Origin of the sequence: Roseicella sp. DB1501, from assembly GCF_013112485.1 — a bacterium.
In the GTDB taxonomy this organism is placed as follows: Bacteria; Pseudomonadota; Alphaproteobacteria; order Acetobacterales; family Acetobacteraceae; genus Paracraurococcus.
Map to the genome: position 1 here is coordinate 65,043 of NZ_JABFHG010000017.1, position 17,106 is coordinate 82,148.

Below are 17,106 nucleotides of genomic sequence, written 5' to 3' on the forward strand. Positions count from 1 at the left end.
TTCGGAATGGCTCTCCTATCCGGGCGGGAAAGGGGCGGGCGCGCGAATTCATTGGAGCGCTTGTGGAGTTGTCGGATCCAAGAGCCCGGTTCAGTCGCACCGAGGACCGAGGAGCGCTCATCAGCTTCCTCGGCGAGACGTTGTGGTACCTTTCAGGCTCCGACAGCCTGACGCAGATCGAGTACTACATCCCCGCCTATCGCACCTTCATCAATGCATCCCAACACGCCACGCGGGCGCCCGGGGCCTATGGTCCCCGCCTCTTCGGTGGCGGGGAAAGCAGCCAAATGTCGAAGCTGCTGAAGACAATGGTGGAGAAGCGGGGCAAGTCCGATACGCGGCAGGCTGTTGCACAGATCTTCGATCGCAAGGACCTGAAGCCGGGGAATGGGGATGTTCCCTGCACCACCACTCTGCAGTTCCTACCGCGGCGGGGCAAGCTGCACTTGTCTGTCACCATGCGCTCGAACGACATTTACCGCGGCTTCCCAGGCGACGTTTTCGCCTTCACCTTCATCCAGGAGTTAGCCGCCAAGCAGCTCGGCCTCGAGTTGGGGACCTATAGCCACTACGTCGGCAGCTTGCATCTCTACGACGACGACCAGGAAAGAGCTCGTGACTACCTCGCCGAGGGTATGCAGACACCGATGAGCATGCCAGCAATGCCTGCGGAAGATCCCAAACCTTCGGTCGCTTGGCTGCTGAAGATGGAGAAGGCTATCCGTTGCGGCCTTCCGAAACCCGATGCCACCGGCATCGACGGATATTGGCTGGATCTCGCACGACTCCTGCAGGTCAAGGTGCTCTACAGACAAAAGGACCTACGGCAACTTGTCCATCTGAAAGGCCAGATGGCTAGCCCCGTCTACGACGCGTACATGCGCGGCCGCCAACTCAGCCTGCAGCAGAAGCTAGATGTCCAGCCGGTCCTGCCTGGCATTCCCCCTGCGGCAGCAGCCTAGGAAATATGGAGTTTGATGAGCCCTCGCGACAAAGCGCGTGCGCAGGTTCTGGCGCAGGCCGTTGCTCGATACCAAGCCAAGGCTGGAATGCTTCCGGGCCTGACCAGCCCCGCCCACCTCGACGTCATGGTGGCGCAGTTCATCGACAGCCTCCGCAGGGTCGAATTCGCTAATCATATTCGCGATGCCAAGCACGATCCGGCGCGGATGGATCCAGCGTCTGAACTTTTTGACCCGCTCCGTGCTGCGGTGCTGCGAAACCGCCGTGGCGAAAATGATGAGGCATGGTGGCTTGTCTTCCTGGGAACCCACTTCGGCAAGCATGCCGTCGACGGTTGGCGCCTGACGCGAGACATCTACGGTAGGCTTGGTCAGGGAGGGCGCTGGGACTGGGGTGCCGTCTCCAGCAGCCCATCAACATTTCACACCTGGCTCGCGGCCAACGAGGCTATCCTGAGGGGGGCGGACGGCGTGAGGCGCCGCTTCAGCAATCACCGGAAATACGAGAGCCTGAAGGCGGCTTCGAAGAAGGGCACCTCTGCCATCATCGCCTCGTACGTGGCTTGGGTCAGCCCACCCAGGACGCATGCAGAACTTGTTCGCGAACTCCACAAGACCGTGGGGCAGAACCCGCAGGAGGTCTTCGCTGCCCTTTACCACTCCATGGACGCGGTTCAGCGTTTCGGCCGCCTCGGCAAGTTCGACTTTCTGGCCATGCTCGGCAAGCTGGGCATCGCGCCGATCGACCCCGGCTCGACTTTTCTGAAGGACGCAACCGGGCCTCTGGCAGGGGCCCGGTTGCTGTTCGGCGGGGCAGGCGGCGCAAAGCTGTCGGCAGTTGACTTGGAGCGACGGCTCGCTGAATTCGGACAGGCAACTGGGCTCGGACCCCAGGTTCTCGAGGACGCCTTGTGCAACTGGCAGAAAAGTCCGGCGGTTTATGAACTCTTCAAGGGATGAGCCGGTCAGGAGCAATCTGGTCCCAGTCGTATCGGCGTTTCAAGCCATTCAGGCGGTCAGGAGTTATCCGCTTCCGATGCTGTAGCTGGCCGACGACGAGTCCAGGCGCTACTCCAGCCCGTCGCGCGAAATGCATAATCGAGTCCTTGTCCAGGGGCAGACGATCCAGTTCCGCCATGCAGGCTGGCGATAGGATTAGCGCCTGCGCAAATTCGTTCGCCTCGCGCTCCTCGTCGGAAGTCGTCTCGCCGCCATCTTCAAGAAAGAGCGCGTCGTGGCCATGGAGGAGCAGGTGTCCGGCCTCGTGGAAAAAGGTGAACCAGAACTGGTCATCCGTGCGGTACCGAAAACTCAGCACCATCATCGCCTTGCTGGTAGACAGAAAGCGGGTTGCCCCACTTGCCGGACAGCCCCTCGGCGTCCGGGCCACTACGACGGCAACTCCCACCTCGGCGCAAAGACGCCGAAGCGCTGGAAGGAAGACTGTTGGGTCCTTCTTCCAGGAGAGTCGCCTTGCCGCCCCTAGCCGCTCCCGGAAGCCATCCGGGTCCCAAGAGTCGCACGGAGTGCGCTCAGCGACGATCTCGGCCCAACGAAGCCAAGCGCTCACAGCACCTGGATCTCTTCTAACCGAGCCTGACATGCGGAACGCGGCAGCCGCCGCCGCTCCCCCGTAGCGGGCTTTCCAGGTCGCCACGTCGGGCACCCCGAAGAGCTTCAGGCACTCGTCGGCTGCGGCCATGGCCGACCGGAAATCCGGTATCCAGCCAAGTGACACCATCTCACGCACGGGGAACTGCTTAGCCCATGCGACACGGTCTTCAGCTTCCTGCTGGTGGCGCAGGCGCTCCGAGTCAGCCCGGAATTGAGCCTCGCGAGCGACCCAAAATGCCCGGGACGAGCCCAAGCAGCGGGACAGTCGCTCCGCCAAGCTGTGGTCCACCGCCTCCAACCCAAGCAGCAGGCGCTGAACGGTCTCGACGCTTTCTCCAATTGCGCCAGCGAAGCTCTCCCGGGAGAGCGACCGCGCTGCCAGCAGTGCGGCAATGGTGGCGCCAGGGGGCACAGCCCAGTCGGGTTCGAAAACCTCAGGAGACGTGGGATCAGGCATCAATTTTCTCAACGCGTTGAATGAGGATGCGTTGAACGCTGGGCCAGTCGATGCTGCCATCCGCCAACGTCGGCGGCCTCTTATGGTTCGCCTTGACGACGAGCCTCAGGTTACTCCCTAGATCGAGGGTGGCACCGTCGGCGATGCCATTCGTCAAAAGAAGCAGTGTCACGAGTGGCACGTCGCAAAGGCTCTCGGCGGCCCGGATGTCCGCCAAACGCCCTTTCAGCGTCGCTGCACTCGCAGCTCCATACTGCTCGACCATCTTCTCCCCGCTTAGGCACACGGCCCGCAGAGCCTTCGTCCGGAAGGCAATTTCCATTTTGCTGGGCGCGCCACCATCCAACGTTCGCGGGATGATAGCACAGCCATGGACTTGGCGCTGCCCCCGAGAATGGTGCCTATTCCTCAGCTTAGCTCACGATCGCTGATGACGCCTGACATCATTGGCTCCCATGCAGCGGAGCCCTCGACCTCGCCTTTTGCGGGGTGCACGGGCGCCCTCGGGTTGTCCGTCCAAGCCGAGCGAAGCCGAGGCAAGTGCCTATGATTATCCCTAACTTGGTCTGGTGGTAGACAAGGTCATCTGCCCTATGCTGAAGCGTGATCACGACGCACCGGTCATCGCGCGTTGCCTACCTGCGGCCGCCACACCCACTCCGGCACTCCCTGATCTTGACGCAGCCGAGTCCGCTGCAACGCCATTGCAACCTGCACCTCAGGACCGCTGACTACATCGGCGCCGTTGAGCCCCGGAAGGCTAGCTCGCGCCTCGGACGCGAATTTCACCGGCAGCACCCGGTCCTCAGGCCGCAAGTAGGCTGCCGACCACCAGTCTATAATTGCTGGTCCAGCCTGCTGGAGTGCCTCCGCTGAGGGCATTCGCTCGCGCTTGATGTGCTGATTTACGCGCCGGTAGGCAGGCATAAGGTTCCAAAGGTCGCCACAGGGCCATGCCGACCAGGGGAGGCAATGGTCGACATCCAACGTGTCCGGCGCCAATCGCTTGCCGCTCCAAACGCAGTGGACTGCGGTTCCATCCTCCATGAGTGACAATGCCCTGGCGCGAGGTAGGGCGACGTCGCGGACGGGATCGGACCATGTCATCGCGGCGGCCATGGCACCGACGTTGATCGGCCTGCCCTGAGTGGCAGCGTAGCCTTGCATGAGCCGGATCCACTCGGAGATGAGCGCAGGTTCGACCCAGACCGCGAAGCGCTGCATCGCCGTCCACAGGTGACGCGGCACCCGCATGCTGCCGAAAGCGGACAGGAAGGCGCCGTCCACAACCAGGGAGCCTGAAGGGCGCACCACTGGCGCGCGGGCGGCCTCAAGGATTCGTCCGCCACCCGGGAAAGTTAAGTAGTTCGCGGGCATGCGGATGATGTGCTCGGCCGCCTCACGGAGCGCCTCGTGAAGAGCACGGGCAGCCGTCTCGCCGAGCACGGCGCCGACGCGCAAATCGAGGAACGACAGGGCACCGGCCTCGAGAGCTTGCCAGCCAGGACCCACGAAGCCCAATCCTTGGGCTCCGCGCCGGTTGCCGGGCGCCTGCGGCAGGTCGGCCTTTGCCAAAGGCAAGTAGAGCCTGAGCCAGTTCAGGGCGACCAAGCCCAACGGCACCCGGATATGATCGTCGCCATCCTCCTGGGCCAAGCCCGCTGAGCCATCTGCCGCTCGGCACAGGGCCCGGAGCAGGCCCAGCTTGTAGGTCGCGCTCTTGGCGTCCATCAGAATGAGGTGGCGGAGCAGTGGCAAGGCGCCGGTTCCATCGTCCGGCAGGCGGAGGACGACGGCTGTCCAGGAGATCTCCGGCCGACCTTGGAGGTCAGGCGACGGCACGGCTCGGACCACCTGCATGCCATGGCTCCGGGCGAGTGCCTCGACTTCGGCAATGCTGACTGGATAGCCGCCGCGTCCGTCGTCGGGACCGTGGCGGAGAGTCATCACCAGCAGGCCGCCTGACCGGAGTAGGGCTACCAGTTTCCGGAAGGCCCGAGGCCGGTCCGCCGGTGGGACGTGCTGCCAGACCGCGCTCAAGGATACGACGTCGGCTGTGACGCCCGATCGGGTGGTCGTCACCAAGCCGGGCAGGCTGTCGGAAAGCCAGCGAATCCTTGGCGACTGGTGCAGCCGTTCGGCCTGGGCTCGCATGCCGGACGAGGGCTCGACGGCGATAACTTCGTAGCCTGCGGCGGCGTAGGCGCCCGCGTCACGGCCGGTACCAGCGCCGACGTCAATGACCACGGCGGGCGGGCGAGGGAGGAGGTCGGCGAACCAGTCGCGAGTGTTCGTCGGCGAGACCGCCTCATAGGCAACCGCTAGCCGGGAAGCATTCGCATCGTACCAGGAGATTACAGGAGGCTGCACTCGAGCATCGTAGCAAGGATAGGAACTGCTCGGTCCATAGGAAGCGTGATCCCGAGTAGGCAAGAGGTGCATTGCCTTCTACCAGCCGCGGCACATCAGCCCGGCGGCACAAGGCGCAAGGTCCCGCCTTTAGAAGCACCCAGACCGCCTCCTCCGGGCAGGGCTCCTCCTCAAGGCGGGCCAGCTCCCGCTCGAGCTCCCCCGAGTTGTTGAGGTAGGTCTACCAGAGGTCGATGGCGAACAGGTAGAGCGTGCCTGCGGGACGCTCGCTCCGGATGAGGACGCTGCTGCCTCGCATCGGCAGGCTCTGCCCGAGCGGCGCCAACTGGTTCAGCAAGAGCCTGGGGTCGCGCTTGAGCAGGTAGGCGAAGGCTAAGCGGAGCGGCAGTTCACGCAAGGGCCACCGCCGCGGCCCGGCAATCGTGGCGCAAAGAGTCATCCAGGGCGCGCTCCGGACACGCCTGCGCCAGCGCGCTCGCCACCGTGGATCCCCAGGCCGCTCCCCCGCCACGTTGCCTGTTCGGGACGGATACCATCTTCATCACGGGCGCGGGCAACTTGGAACGGCAGGGTCGGGGCAAATCCACCGCAGATGTTGTGGCGTCTCAAGTCATCACGATGTCAGCGATTTTGCCTTGCAAGCCGTGGCCCCAGCATCACTCAGCTCTGCCCGAAGCGAGAGGGCGCAACCTGAGAAGTGCAGAAGGTGCGCTCACAATCAGGATCACGTCGAAGATCTTCTTTGGCTTGCGACACGGCATGGTATCCTCGGTGTAGGAGCACACCTGAGAGACAGGAAGCATCATGAACGGCACCCCCAAGTACGCGAAGGTGGCCCTGAAGATCAGCGAGACAGACAGCAACGCGTTCGGCGTCGTCAATGCGGCACGCAAGGCGTTGCAAGAGGCAGGTGCTCCGCCAGCGGAGATCGAGACCTTCATGAAGGAAGCGCTGTCCGGCGACTACAATCACGTGCTGAACACGACTGCGAGCTGGATCGGGTTCAAGCACTGAACTCGGTTTGGCCTGAGACCAACAAGGGGGCGGCAGCTGATTGTCGCTGTCGCTCCTTCCAACTGCCGCGGCGCGGAGTACACGATCACTAGGGTCAGTCGGTATCGTGTGAAAGCGGGCTCTGCCACTCTCCTCTGAGCAGTTCCCCTGCATAACCTCGACAGCGATGGCGTGGGCCGGAAGGCACGCCGTCCTAAGGGGACCGAAAGCTCCATCAGGGTCATGAAGCCCTCCCGGCCCGCAGCATCCAGCATCGGCCCGTCGGACGGAGACTAGGAGGACGCACGATACCACCTCATGGTCAGCCTCTTGCCGGAGGACGACGGATGCGCACCTGTGCCCAGAAACGCCGTGCGATACCCTTTCCGCTCAGCTCGGCGGGCATGTGGTTGAGAAAGAAGTTGAACAACGCCAGTTCGACCACCTCCTGGACCGTGCGGGCACCACTGAGCCAGAGCACCCTTTCGACGAGGTCTACGGGAAGCGTGATGCGCAGCGTCACCATCCGCCGTCGGCTCAGCAGGCCTGCGGCCCGGCCCCGCTTCCTCAACTCCGTCGCCCGTGGCTCGAGGCTTGGCGGCTCCTGCCCGGCGGCCCGCGCCTCGGCACGGCGGCGCCGAACTCGCCGAAGCGCCGCCCGCAGATCCGAGTTGACGGTAGGGCCCCGGCGTTGCTGTGGCACGAGACGCCTCGGCCGCCCGCGTTCTCTCCGCACCCGAAGCATGTCCACCACCCCTCCTCGCTGCCCTCGTTGCGCCGCGCTGCTGCGCCCGCTAGGCGACCTCGCCGCCGGTGGAGCCACGCCCCAATGCGAGGGCGCCTGAGAGTAATCGGGAGCCAGCCGCTCCGGCCGCCGTAGAGGCGCTCGTGTCCCCGCCACGCTCCGATCGCGCGAGGCGCGACGCCGCGGACGACACCAACGGTCCACGCAGCGGCCGCAACAGGTGATGGGGAGCCACACCTTCCCTGGCCGTCATTGGCGGCTCGCCTCAAGCGCGGCGAAGCGCTCGGCTTCCCGCAGGAGGCTGTCGCCTCTGCAACCGACGAGGAATGGCGCTTTGTCCTGGTCATAGCCGGTGCAGCCCGGCCACCCCGCTTCCAGCAGCCGCAGCACCCTGACGAGGCCGCTCCAATCCTTTAAGACTACATGCAGCGGCGTGTCGCCGAGTTCGTCATGCGGACGTTCGAGCCAGTGGTGACCCGCATCCATGTCGCCGCCATGGGCGACCATGGCGGCAAGCCTCGCGCGCATGCCCCGGCAGGTGGCCTGGCGGGCGTCCGGGAGGCGGACCGGTTGCCCGTTGATCAGCTCGTGCAAATCGGGCTCACCGCGCTCCCAATGACGGAACTCTTCGACCGTCAGGCCCTTCGAACCGGGCACCGGGATGCCGTCCCGGTCAATACTCGCCAGCAGTTCCGCGCTGATCTGCGCGCGGTCGGCGGGCAGGCCGAGCGGCGAGACGGAGAATTCCTTGGCATGGAATTGGGCGGCGGGCAGACGCAGGCGTCGGCCCTCACGGTCGAGGTCGAAGCCTTCGATGAAAAGCGCGACGTCCCAGTCGCCGCCTGGCCCGCCGTCCCCGCGCACCCGCGGCCCGAAAATGACCATCGCCTGGAGGCGGCCCGGAAAGGCGCCCTCGACGGTGGCGCGGAACTGCCGGAGCGTCTCGGCGCCAGCTTCGCCGACCAACGACGGAAGGCGGTCCCAACGTGCGTTCATGGGCCGCCATCGTCTGTTTCCTCACGGTCAGCCTTGGCAAGCAGCTCCGGGCTGACTCCACGCCGGTCGTCAGCAGGCAGGCCGATGGGCGCCATGGCAAAGTCCTCGTGGTTGAAGGATGCCGCGAGCAGGCTCAGACGGCGTCCCTCCCGGTTGCAGTCGAGCCGCTCGATGAAAACGGCCACCTTCCACTCACGGCTCGCCTCGTGTTCGCGGCGGGGACGCGGGCCGAACAGGACCAGCGATCGCAGGCGGCGGGCGAGGCGCTCTCGACCGCGCGGCGGAACCGGCGGAGGGCATCGACTTCGGTCAGGCCGACGATGGCGGACGCCGGAACGGACCAAGCCCGTGTCATCGCGGGTCCGCCCTTTCCTTGCAGCGCCGGTGGTCGCCCCACCAGAGTTCGGCAAACCCGAGCCCATAGAAAGCGATGCCACCGGCGCCGAGCGCGGTGGTCGCAATCCCGATCGCCGACATGGCAAGGATGACCAGCAGCTCCACTCCCGACACCCTGCCGTTCCCGAGCGAGGACGCCGCTTGCCGCATGGCGGCGGCGCCCGCCCCGAGGCCCGTGAGGATAGCAGCGAGCATGCGGAGCTTCATCGGGTACATGGCCTGCGCCGGAAGCCCGGCGCGGCGCCGAGCCACTTTCGCGGCCTCACCTGCGTTCCCTCCGGGTCGGTCGGGAGCCGGTACAGCGCACCGGGTTTCCGGCTCATCAGGATGGCCTCCGGCCTGATCGCAAGAGGGCGTAGGACTCGATGTTGCTGGTAATAAATCTCGCCACCGCCGCCGGGTCGCTCAGCGGTGGCGCATCGAGGCCCAGATGCCTCGCCACCTTGCATGCTGCGACCCACGCCGCTGCCGCAGCGGGATCGCCGTCGACCGGCGGCCCCGCATCCGGGTCTGCGAGATGGGGGCCCACAAGTAGGGCGAACGCGATCCTGGCCTCCTCCGTCGGCAGGTCCGCCATGGTGGTGCGGCGGCCCAACGCATAGCGGCGCCCGCTTGCCGTCCTGGCCCGACCGGCGGTCTCGTCGAGCCAGACGACGGCCGTGCTGCGGACCCAGGAAAGGCCACCGGTGCGCGCGTGCTCGACAGCGAAGCCGAACAGAACCTCGTCGCCGTCGCCGAGTTCGACGAGACACCAGGGATCCATGGTCGCGTCCGGACGCCGATCGTCGCACACATTCATGCGTTCCTCGCTCGGTTGCCTGCTACACGTGCTGTCGGGTGCAACTACTGCGGAGCCTGCAGATCGTGTCCAGCAATCGCGCAGTGTGTTCAAGCGGATCTCTAGCCGGGCGCAGCGCACATGAACGATCGTCGAATTTCACTCATGCCTTTCCAGAACTGCGCTGCGAGCGTAGTGGTGCAGAGGCGGCGTCCTGATGCCTGCGTAACTCGAGGGGATGTACGAGGGCTGCCGCCGACCTGGTGGGTTTCGGCGAGCCGTGGGCCTCCACGCTGTCTGCAATTATACGCAGCAATTCGGCGGAGCACTCGGCGGATCCGGCAGCGCTACTGCTGTGATACTGGTACCGTGACACGGCCTCCCAGGCCATCTGGTAGTCCCAATAATCGACTTCGCTGGGACAAAAGGCCTGCTCCAGGCGACGGATGGTGACGCGGACTCCCGTGTATCCGGCTGCTTTCAGCAGCGCCGCGAACCATCGGTTCGCGTTCTCCGCGCATCTCGAGTAGAGCCGCAGGCCCTTCGTGTGGGCCAGGACTTCTTTTGCGACGCAGCGGGGTGACAGGCCGCCGCCGAGGCCCAGCGCAGGGACGGCCGCTGTCCCGCCATGTTGCTCAGTCCCGGGAAGTGGCCAATCCACCTTGGGCGCGACGAAGTACGCAAGCGATCTCCGATTCCCGTCGACGAATGCCACAGCGAGTTGGCGGGCGAAGGGGAGGTCTCGCTGGCGAAGGCCTGCATCGAGCTCGACAACGGCCGAGGCTCGCAGCCTCGGAACGATCGCTGGTGTCAAATGGCGGCTCAGTGGCGAGATGGCCTCCTCCAGATCAGGCGAGGGTTCACGCGGCACGTATGGTTCCTAACTCGACGCCGAGTCGCGGGCGCTGGGACCGGCGCGACGCAAGGAGCGTGGCTTGCTCGAGCTCTGCAGTCAAGCTTGGAGCGGTATTAAACGTCGCTGGCGAAGCAATTTAGTTCGCCTAAGGATTCGTGTGAGTTACGGAAAAATTCAGGCGGTGGGCTCGTCTGAGGCGTGCATAGAAAGCCCTCGAATCCTTCCGTTGGTGCTCGCCTCCGATGCTCGATGCACGTCAACTCATAGCTGCACGCGCCCTCGCCGGGTGGAGCCAGGAGAACTTGGCCGCCGCCGCCGGGGTCAGCCTGAGCACGGTGCAAGGCCTTGAGGGCGGCGTCCGGGACACAAAGTTTTCGAGAGTCGTAGCGATCGTCGAGGCACTACGCCGCCACGGCGTTGAGTTCGCCCAGAGCTCGGAACGGTTCATCGGGGGAGCACTGGTAGTACGCGGGAGCGCGTCCGACTGGTTGCAAGCTCGGCCGGAAGGTGATCACTCGCCGGAGCCTGCGGAAGCCAGTGAGCACGAAGGCGCCCCAGATGGCCCCAACACAAATGGCACTGCCTCAAATGGCGCGCCGCCCGCCGATCCGAAGGAACAAGCGAAGGCGTCCGGGCGACAGCGTGGCAGGAAACTGAAGAGCTGAGGGACAGCTTTGCCGGGAGGCATACCACTTCTTGGCCTGACTGCTTCCTGGCCTGGAATCGGTTGTGATTCTCATCGGCCTGGTTGATCGAAGAATGGAGCAACTGGAAGCCGGACGGCCGTCGAGCCGCAACGGCGCGGACTGCGCTACGAGACCGGCGTGAGAGATGTGGGAGTGGGCGCTGGTCCCGCCGTCGATCCGGCCTGCGGAACGCGGCGGACGAGTGGCCTGCTTACGCCTCACAAAGCCATGGCACTGCAAGGAAGCCTATGAGGCAGCATCTCCAACTTAGGAGCGCTGCGGCCGATGCCGCTTCGGCTCGGTAATTTGCACCGGTGGTGCTGGGTCCCGCCAAGTGCTAGCCCTTCCAATTACTTCAAGTGGACCGGTCAGGGGAAGCGAGCATGGCGAAGCATAAGATCGCGGTCATAGCCGGAGACGGCATCGGTAAGGAGGTTGTGCCGGAGGGCATCCGCGTGCTGGAAGCCGCTGGCGCCAAGTTTGGTATCGAGTACGAGTGGGACGAGCTGCCCTGGAGCTGTGACTACTACCTCCAGCACGGCAAGATGATGCCCGATGACGGCCTGGACCGCATTCGTCACCACGACGCCATCTTCCTCGGTGCCGTGGGCTTCCCGACTGTGCCCGATCACGTCTCCCTGTGGGGACTGCTCATCAAGCTTCGCCGCGGGTTCCAGCAGTACGCTAACATCCGCCCCGTTCGCCTGATGCCCGGGATCCAGTCGCCCCTGCGCGACCGCGAGCCCGGCTCCATCGATTTCATCGTCGTCCGTGAGAATAACGAAGGCGAGTATTCGTCTCTCGGTGGGCACAGCTTTGAGGGCAGCGACGACGAGGTCGTCCTGCAGACGAGCATCTTCACTCGTCGCGGTGTCGATCGCATCCTGAAGTTCGCGTTCGAGTTGGCGCAGACGAGGAGCGCGAAGCATGTGACCTCGGCCACTAAGTCGAACGGCATCTCCATCTCCATGCCGTTCTGGGATGCGCGCTTCGAGGCGATGTCGGCGAAGTACCCGGAGATCCGGACAGACCAGTACCACATCGACATCCTCAGCGCGCACTTCGTACAGAACCCGGACCGCTTCGACGTGGTAGTCGGCAGCAACCTGTTCGGCGACATCCTCTCTGACCTCGGACCAGCTTGCACCGGAACCATTGCGATCGCGCCTTCCGCGAACCTGAACCCGGAACGCGAGTTCCCCTCGATGTTCGAGCCCGTCCACGGCTCAGCCCCGGACATCGCTGGGCGGAACATCGCCAACCCGATCGGCCAAATCTGGTCCGGAGCGATGATGCTCGAGCACCTCGGTCACAAGCAGGCCGCGGATGCTGTTGTCGCAGCCATCGAGACTGTGCTCCGCGCCGGTCCGCGGACTCGGGACATCGGCGGCCAAGCGAGCACGCAGGAGCTCGGAGCGGCGATCGCCGCCGCAATCTAAATCGCCAGACGCTGCTAAGGCTCAGCTTGCGGTGCGGGCGCGGCTCGCTTGAACCGCTAAGTGCCATGAGCCGACTCCCATCCCGAGACCATGCAAGCAGGGCACTCCCTGTTTTCACATTTTTGAGGGCAATCTGCCCCGACCCGGAAGCAAGAGGGGCCGCTGTCCCGGCTGCGCAAGCGTGCCACGGTGCTCGGCCGCGTCCAGGCCGCCCTTCGGGCGCCGCCTTCGGCGGTGCTTCGCAGCCTTGACCCGGCCTGCGCGCCGCGGCCCGTTGAACGCGTCGGGACGAAGGGCGTCTTCAGATAGTTCGCCGCCGCGGGCGTCGAACAAAGGGCTGGCGAAAGCGAGCGGAAGCTGCGGCTGCGCTTTTAAGCAAACACGTTAGGTATTTGCCAACCTCAAGTATGTTTTCTGGACCCTGAACGGAGAGTTCTTGCCGCAGCGGCAGACCGCCTTCGGCGGGCGCGCGTGCTTCGAATACGGATTCTCCGATATGCGGAAAACCATGCCCTATTGGGATGAGCGCTTCGCCGCCATGGCGAAGAACTATCCGAGCGTCACCACCGACCAGTTTCATATCGACATCCTCTGCGCGCATTTCGTGCAGCATCCGGACTGGTTCGACGTGGTCGTCGGCTCCAACCTCTTCGGCGACATCCTCTCCGATCTCGGCCCCGCGGTGGCCGGCTCCATCGGCATCGCGCCCTCGGCCAACATCAATCCGGAGAAGGCTTTCCCGAGCATGTTCGAGCCGGTGCACGGCTCGGCGCCGGACATCGCCGGCCGCGGCATCTGCGACCCGATCGGCCAGATCTGGTCGGGCGCGATGATGCTCGAGCACATCGGCGAGAAGGCGGCGGCGGACGCGATCGTGACCGCGATCGAGCGGCACCTGGCTGAGGGCGGGCCGCGCACCCGCGACATGGGCGGCAATGCCGGCACCGTCGATGTCGGCAAGGCGCTGGCCGAGGCGGTCGGCCGCGGCTGAGGCGCGACCCGCGGCCTCGTCTGGGGTCGCGGGCCGGCCAGAGGACCAGTCCCTTGGCATGAAAGGGGGGTGCGGGCGCCATTGTTAGCAGGTGGGAAACTTGAACCCCTGTTCAGGTGTCGTTAGGATTGACTGTGGTTGCGAGTGAATCTCAACTGGCTCGCAGCCGGAGGGGTTTGGAAAATGGGTCAGGCAGAGATGCCCGTCGGTGCCATCCTTCGACGCTGCGAACGCGCCGTGGTCACCGCGTATCGCGAGCTGCGCGGCACGGGAGCGGATGACCTCTCGGCCTTCCGCGCCTGCACCACGCTCTACCGCGTCCACCACCCGGAGGCCTCGGTGCAGGAGGCGCGGCGCCTGGTGGCCGAGTGGATCGACCACCACATCGTCCGCGGCGATTCCGGCCCGACCCCCGGCTGCGACTGCGACTGACGCCGACCTGACCCCGGTTCCGGCCTGACCCCGGACCCGGTGGCTCCGCCTCTCCCGAGAGAGGCCCTCCATCCCCGAAGGCCGCCCGCGGTCGCCCCGGCCGGGACACGATCCCCAGCCCGACGCCATTCGACGGCCCGTCGTAAGGCCGGCGGTAGGCTGATGCCGATTGGCCCTGGAGCAATTTCCGCTCACCTGCGTTCGCGGCAAATGCTCCAGCCTGTTGTTTTCAGAGCATCTTCACCCGTCCGAGTGTTTCCACTCGAACGGGATCTGCCCTAGCCTCGCGCCCAGCCGATCGCCGCGCGCGCCAGGGCGTCGATCGTGTCCACCACCGGGAAGGGCAGGGCCGGCCCGGCCGCGATGCCGAGGGGGATTTCCGTGCATCCCAGCACCACCGCGCCGGCCCCCCGCCGGGCGAGCAGGCCCGCCGCCTCGGCCAGCGGCGCATGCGCCTCGGCGACGCGGTTCGCCTTCACCAGGGCGATGCCGGGCGTGACCAGCCGCGCCATCTCCTCCGGCGAGGGGGTCAGGCAGTCCCAGCCCAGCCCGGCCAGGTGGTCCTGGTAGAGCCGCATGGCGAGGGTCGCGGCGGTGCCCATGAGGCCGATCCGGCCCGGGGCGACGCCGAGCCGCCGCAACTCCACGGCCGCCGCCTCGACGATATGCAGGATCGGCAGGCGGGTCGCCGCCTGCATCGCCGCGTACCAGCCATGCGCCGTGTTGCAGGGGATGGCGATGGCGCCGCAGCCGGCGGCCTCGAGCCCCCGGATGCCGCGCAGCAGCGCCGGTAGCGGGTCCTCGCCGGTCCCGAGCCGGGCCGCCGTGCGGTCCGGCACCCGGGGATCGGACCAGAGGATGGCCGGCACATGGTCCTGGTCGCGCTCCGCCGGGGTGAGCAGCGTCAGCCGAAGCATGAATTGCGCGCTGGCGAGCGGCCCCATGCCGCCGAGCACCCCGAGCATCTTCTCCACCACGCCACAACCCTCCACCGCGGCGGCGCAGTCTGCCCGATCAGGGCAGGCGCATGAAATTGGCGCTGGCCGAGGCGCGCGACATCAGCGCCTGCATCTCAGGGTCCTCATGCCCGTCCTCGGCGGTCAGTGCCTCCATCGGGCAGAAGAACTCGTGCGGATGCGCCACCTGATGCCGCACGAAGCCATCGTAGTGGCGGCTCTTCAGGCCGAACACCACCCGGATGTCGCGCACCGGCAGGGTCAGGGGCTCGAACGGCTCGGTCTTCAGCATCCGGATCAGTCGCCAGCGCGGCGTCGGATCCGGGTCCTGCACCGGGGAGAGCAGCCAGGGCACCGGGCAGACCGCGAGCAGGGAGTTGGTCGAGGGGGCGAAGCGCGAGCGCTTGTCGAGCAGGTTCTGCAGCGAGGAGCAGGCCTCGATGCAGAGGATGTCCGGCCTTATGGCGCTGTGACACCTAACCTAATCGTTAATCGTTGACCTTATGGCCTGCGATTCCCAGGGGGAGTTCTCGTTCTCGGCGATTTGAGCTAGAGTCTAATTCGAAACAGAGGGCGAGTCTCCGATGGCCGACGCCACCTACAACCTGAACGGCGGCTTCAAGCCTACGATCAAGCGCCTCGCGGATCTCGATGGCCCGGACTTCTACCCAACGCCTGCCTGGGCCACCCACGCGCTGATGGAGAGTGAGAAGTTCGCTGGGGAGATATGGGAGCCGGCTTGTGGCGATGGCGCCATGTCGAACGTGCTGGCTGAGGCGAGCAACCCCGTGGTCAGTTCGGACCTCTACGACCGGGGCTTCGGTGAGGTTGGGCACGACTTCCTGACGACGGAGCGGCGCCATGACAACATCATCACGAACCCGCCCTATAACGCAGCCGAGGGGTTCGTTGCATCGGGTTTACGGTGTGCGGGGCACAAGTTTGCGCTCCTGCTTCGCTTGGCCTTCCTAGAAGGCGCAAACCGCGCGAACACAATCTTCCATAAGGCGCCGCCCAGCCGAGTGTGGGTGTTTAGCGAACGCATCACCTTCTACATGAAGGGCGCGCAAGTCGCGGGCAGTGGCACGACGGCTTACGCGTGGTTCGTGTGGAACAAGGACCACGCCGGGCCGACCGAGCTTGCCTGGATCAAACCGGGCTTCAAGGCGAAGTATTCTGGCATCACGACCCGGAAGAGGCGCGTTTCCGACCTGCTTCTGTGATCCGGAGGCCCCGGCGCTTGCCATCGTACTCTGCTAGTCCGTCACAGAGGATGTTGCCGGGTACCTCGCGGTGAGAAACGATATTGCGGACGATCTGAGAAAACCTAGTGTCGGAACGCCCCGTGAGGATTTCGGCGTCCGCACCTTCGGGAGCAAAGTGGTTCTCCAAGGCTTTGATCAGGTCTGAGGTGCGCAGAAAGCCGCCGTCCGCCGCGTTCAGGATTTGCAGCGCAGGTAGGTAAACATCCTGCTCTCTAATCCGGTATTTTGCTCTGATACCAGCAACCTCACCGCAGCTTTCAAAAAATGTCACCTCAGCGTCGGCAAACGCCCTTTCCAGGGCTTCGATATTGTTAGCTATCGGGACTCGCCGCCCCTTCTCAAAATCTCTGACCGTGCTGAGGGCGACGGACGCCCTGTTGGCTAAATCCTCTTGGCTCCAGTCGAGCCAAGCGCGTGCGGACCGGCATTGTTCGGGTGTGATCATGACCAGGGATGTAAGTTAGCGCTGACTTAAGGTCAACATTTTCTGTTGACCTAATGGGACTAACCACGCATCATGCCTTCAGCGTTTTTCGTTGAGGTAATCTGTGGCTCAACATTTCCTTCTCTCCGCCGCCGCCCGGACGCTGAGCCTCAAGGGCATCATGCAGATGAGTGACGACGAAGCGCACGCGGCCTTCGCGGCGATCCGCTTCGCGGGCAATGGCGGCGAGGCGTTTTGTCCCCGCTGCGGCTGTGCCGCTGTGTATGCCTACACAGTCCGCCGCATTTGGAAGTGCCAGGGGTGCCGGCGCCAGTTCTCAGTCACCTCGGGCACCATCTTCGCCAACCGCAAACTTCCGATTCGGGACTATTTGGCAGCCATCGCTCTGTTCGTGAATGCAGCCAAAGGCATCTCGGCGCTCCAGCTCGGGCGCGACCTTGAGGTGAGTTACAAGGTTGCCTTCGTGCTGGCGCACAAACTGCGGGAGGCCATCGGCGCCGAGCAGATCAAGGGCCGCCTATCCGGTGTAGTTGAGGTCGATGGCGCCTACGTTGGCGGCCATCTCCGGCAGGAGAATGAGGCAAAGGACCGCAAGGACCGTAAGCGCGGCGACGAGGCCCATCTTCCGAGGTGAGGCCTGAATGTGCTGGGTCGGCCTGGAGCGAGGAGCTTCAGGTCGACGTTATGGATAGCGTTAACGACGACGCGAAGGGTGTCGGGTATCG

At 65.0% G+C, this 17,106-nt stretch carries 19 protein-coding genes and 2 pseudogenes; 9 read left to right on the plus strand and 12 right to left on the minus strand.

What is annotated here, in order from left to right:
- The first annotated feature begins 62 nt into the window (after window positions 1-62).
- Together HJG45_RS25145 and HJG45_RS25150 are read left to right on the plus strand one after the other, a co-directional pair.
- On the plus strand, window positions 63-962 hold the full coding sequence (locus tag HJG45_RS25145; protein WP_171616240.1) for a thymidylate synthase: 900 nt from the start codon (window positions 63-65) through the stop codon (window positions 960-962).
- Window positions 963-977: 15 nt separating this feature from the next.
- Window positions 978-1,922: a hypothetical protein gene (locus tag HJG45_RS25150; RefSeq protein ID WP_171616242.1), complete on the plus strand. Its 945-nt coding sequence runs from the start codon at window positions 978-980 to the stop codon at window positions 1,920-1,922.
- On the opposite strand, the gene HJG45_RS25155 is transcribed toward HJG45_RS25150, so the two are convergent.
- The 4 genes from HJG45_RS25155 to HJG45_RS25170 all read right to left on the minus strand — a co-directional run bounded on the left by HJG45_RS25155 (window position 1,912) and on the right by HJG45_RS25170 (window position 5,800).
- Complete coding sequence (locus tag HJG45_RS25155; protein WP_171616244.1) at window positions 1,912-3,033, minus strand: ImmA/IrrE family metallo-endopeptidase; 1,122 nt, start codon at window positions 3,031-3,033, stop codon at window positions 1,912-1,914. The two genes, HJG45_RS25150 and HJG45_RS25155, sit on opposite strands and share 11 nt — an antisense overlap.
- Complete coding sequence (locus tag HJG45_RS25160) at window positions 3,026-3,298, minus strand: hypothetical protein (RefSeq protein WP_171616246.1); 273 nt, start codon at window positions 3,296-3,298, stop codon at window positions 3,026-3,028. The genes HJG45_RS25155 and HJG45_RS25160 overlap by 8 nt, the downstream gene beginning before the upstream one ends.
- A gap of 356 nt (window positions 3,299-3,654) precedes the next feature.
- A complete protein-coding gene (locus HJG45_RS25165; protein WP_254452778.1) occupies window positions 3,655-5,475 on the minus strand; it encodes a class I SAM-dependent methyltransferase in 1,821 nt (606 codons plus the stop codon).
- 148 nt (window positions 5,476-5,623) lie between these two features.
- On the minus strand, window positions 5,624-5,800 hold the full coding sequence (locus tag HJG45_RS25170; protein WP_171616249.1) for a hypothetical protein: 177 nt from the start codon (window positions 5,798-5,800) through the stop codon (window positions 5,624-5,626).
- Between the two features lie 407 nt (window positions 5,801-6,207).
- Here HJG45_RS25170 and HJG45_RS25175 point away from each other — a divergent pair, with 407 nt between their 5' ends.
- Window positions 6,208-6,417, plus strand: a complete 210-nt coding sequence (locus tag HJG45_RS25175; RefSeq protein WP_171616251.1) for a hypothetical protein — start codon at window positions 6,208-6,210, stop codon at window positions 6,415-6,417.
- 301 nt (window positions 6,418-6,718) lie between these two features.
- On the opposite strand, the gene HJG45_RS25180 is transcribed toward HJG45_RS25175, so the two are convergent.
- The 5 genes from HJG45_RS25180 to HJG45_RS25200 all read right to left on the minus strand — a co-directional run bounded on the left by HJG45_RS25180 (window position 6,719) and on the right by HJG45_RS25200 (window position 9,332).
- Complete coding sequence (locus HJG45_RS25180) at window positions 6,719-6,922, minus strand: hypothetical protein (protein WP_171616253.1); 204 nt, start codon at window positions 6,920-6,922, stop codon at window positions 6,719-6,721.
- Between the two features lie 468 nt (window positions 6,923-7,390).
- Window positions 7,391-8,137, minus strand: coding sequence for an antitoxin Xre/MbcA/ParS toxin-binding domain-containing protein (locus tag HJG45_RS25185; protein WP_171616255.1), 747 nt, complete (start codon window positions 8,135-8,137; stop codon window positions 7,391-7,393).
- Window positions 8,134-8,322, minus strand: a complete 189-nt coding sequence (locus HJG45_RS25190; protein WP_171616257.1) for a hypothetical protein — start codon at window positions 8,320-8,322, stop codon at window positions 8,134-8,136. Before HJG45_RS25190 ends, HJG45_RS25185 begins: the two co-directional genes overlap by 4 nt.
- A 166-nt stretch (window positions 8,323-8,488) precedes the next feature.
- Window positions 8,489-8,740 (minus strand): hypothetical protein, encoded by a 252-nt coding sequence (locus HJG45_RS25195; RefSeq protein ID WP_171616259.1) that lies wholly within the window; start codon window positions 8,738-8,740, stop codon window positions 8,489-8,491.
- Between the two features lie 115 nt (window positions 8,741-8,855).
- Window positions 8,856-9,332: a hypothetical protein gene (locus tag HJG45_RS25200; RefSeq protein WP_171616261.1), complete on the minus strand. Its 477-nt coding sequence runs from the start codon at window positions 9,330-9,332 to the stop codon at window positions 8,856-8,858.
- Window positions 9,333-10,409: 1,077 nt separating this feature from the next.
- Between HJG45_RS25200 and HJG45_RS29550 the strand changes: the two genes are divergently transcribed.
- The 4 genes and pseudogenes from HJG45_RS29550 (at window position 10,410) to HJG45_RS25220 (ending at window position 13,715) form a co-directional block, all read left to right on the plus strand.
- A complete protein-coding gene (locus HJG45_RS29550; protein WP_171616263.1) occupies window positions 10,410-10,832 on the plus strand; it encodes a helix-turn-helix transcriptional regulator in 423 nt (140 codons plus the stop codon).
- Between the two features lie 404 nt (window positions 10,833-11,236).
- Complete coding sequence (locus HJG45_RS25210; RefSeq protein WP_171616265.1) at window positions 11,237-12,292, plus strand: tartrate dehydrogenase; 1,056 nt, start codon at window positions 11,237-11,239, stop codon at window positions 12,290-12,292.
- A 505-nt stretch (window positions 12,293-12,797) separates the two neighbouring features.
- Window positions 12,798-13,283, plus strand: a pseudogene (locus HJG45_RS25215) (isocitrate/isopropylmalate family dehydrogenase); the annotation flags it as partial.
- 198 nt (window positions 13,284-13,481) lie between these two features.
- Window positions 13,482-13,715, plus strand: a complete 234-nt coding sequence (locus tag HJG45_RS25220; RefSeq protein ID WP_171616267.1) for a hypothetical protein — start codon at window positions 13,482-13,484, stop codon at window positions 13,713-13,715.
- A gap of 278 nt (window positions 13,716-13,993) precedes the next feature.
- On the opposite strand, the gene HJG45_RS25225 is transcribed toward HJG45_RS25220, so the two are convergent.
- Complete coding sequence (locus HJG45_RS25225) at window positions 13,994-14,692, minus strand: aspartate/glutamate racemase family protein (protein WP_368040680.1); 699 nt, start codon at window positions 14,690-14,692, stop codon at window positions 13,994-13,996.
- Between the two features lie 37 nt (window positions 14,693-14,729).
- Entirely contained in the window at window positions 14,730-15,026 is a 297-nt protein-coding gene (locus HJG45_RS25230; protein WP_171616269.1) for a hypothetical protein, read from the minus strand.
- Between the two features lie 229 nt (window positions 15,027-15,255).
- Here HJG45_RS25230 and HJG45_RS25235 point away from each other — a divergent pair, with 229 nt between their 5' ends.
- Complete coding sequence (locus tag HJG45_RS25235; protein WP_171616271.1) at window positions 15,256-15,894, plus strand: hypothetical protein; 639 nt, start codon at window positions 15,256-15,258, stop codon at window positions 15,892-15,894.
- Here the strand turns inward: HJG45_RS25235 and HJG45_RS28500 are convergent.
- Entirely contained in the window at window positions 15,854-16,381 is a 528-nt protein-coding gene (locus HJG45_RS28500) for a helix-turn-helix transcriptional regulator (RefSeq protein ID WP_217363037.1), read from the minus strand. The two genes, HJG45_RS25235 and HJG45_RS28500, sit on opposite strands and share 41 nt — an antisense overlap.
- 103 nt (window positions 16,382-16,484) lie before the next feature.
- Between HJG45_RS28500 and HJG45_RS25245 the strand changes: the two are divergent.
- Window positions 16,485-16,988: pseudogene (locus tag HJG45_RS25245) on the plus strand (transposase); the annotation flags it as partial.
- Window positions 16,989-17,106 lie beyond the last annotated feature (118 nt).

Coding starts and splice junctions, on each gene's coding strand:
- HJG45_RS25180 (WP_171616253.1), bottom strand. CDS start 6,922: ATGGTGACGCTGCGCATCACGCTTCCCGTAGACCTCGTCGAAAGGGTG.
- HJG45_RS25165 (WP_254452778.1), bottom strand. CDS start 5,475: ATGCACCTCTTGCCTACTCGGGATCACGCTTCCTATGGACCGAGCAGT.
- HJG45_RS25185 (WP_171616255.1), bottom strand. CDS start 8,137: ATGAACGCACGTTGGGACCGCCTTCCGTCGTTGGTCGGCGAAGCTGGC.
- HJG45_RS25175 (WP_171616251.1), top strand. CDS start 6,208: ATGAACGGCACCCCCAAGTACGCGAAGGTGGCCCTGAAGATCAGCGAG.
- HJG45_RS25155 (WP_171616244.1), bottom strand. CDS start 3,033: ATGCCTGATCCCACGTCTCCTGAGGTTTTCGAACCCGACTGGGCTGTG.
- HJG45_RS29550 (WP_171616263.1), top strand. CDS start 10,410: ATGCTCGATGCACGTCAACTCATAGCTGCACGCGCCCTCGCCGGGTGG.
- HJG45_RS28500 (WP_217363037.1), bottom strand. CDS start 16,381: ATGATCACACCCGAACAATGCCGGTCCGCACGCGCTTGGCTCGACTGG.
- HJG45_RS25220 (WP_171616267.1), top strand. CDS start 13,482: ATGCCCGTCGGTGCCATCCTTCGACGCTGCGAACGCGCCGTGGTCACC.
- HJG45_RS25210 (WP_171616265.1), top strand. CDS start 11,237: ATGGCGAAGCATAAGATCGCGGTCATAGCCGGAGACGGCATCGGTAAG.
- HJG45_RS25235 (WP_171616271.1), top strand. CDS start 15,256: ATGGCCGACGCCACCTACAACCTGAACGGCGGCTTCAAGCCTACGATC.
- HJG45_RS25200 (WP_171616261.1), bottom strand. CDS start 9,332: ATGAATGTGTGCGACGATCGGCGTCCGGACGCGACCATGGATCCCTGG.
- HJG45_RS25150 (WP_171616242.1), top strand. CDS start 978: ATGAGCCCTCGCGACAAAGCGCGTGCGCAGGTTCTGGCGCAGGCCGTT.
- HJG45_RS25160 (WP_171616246.1), bottom strand. CDS start 3,298: ATGGTCGAGCAGTATGGAGCTGCGAGTGCAGCGACGCTGAAAGGGCGT.
- HJG45_RS25195 (WP_171616259.1), bottom strand. CDS start 8,740: ATGAAGCTCCGCATGCTCGCTGCTATCCTCACGGGCCTCGGGGCGGGC.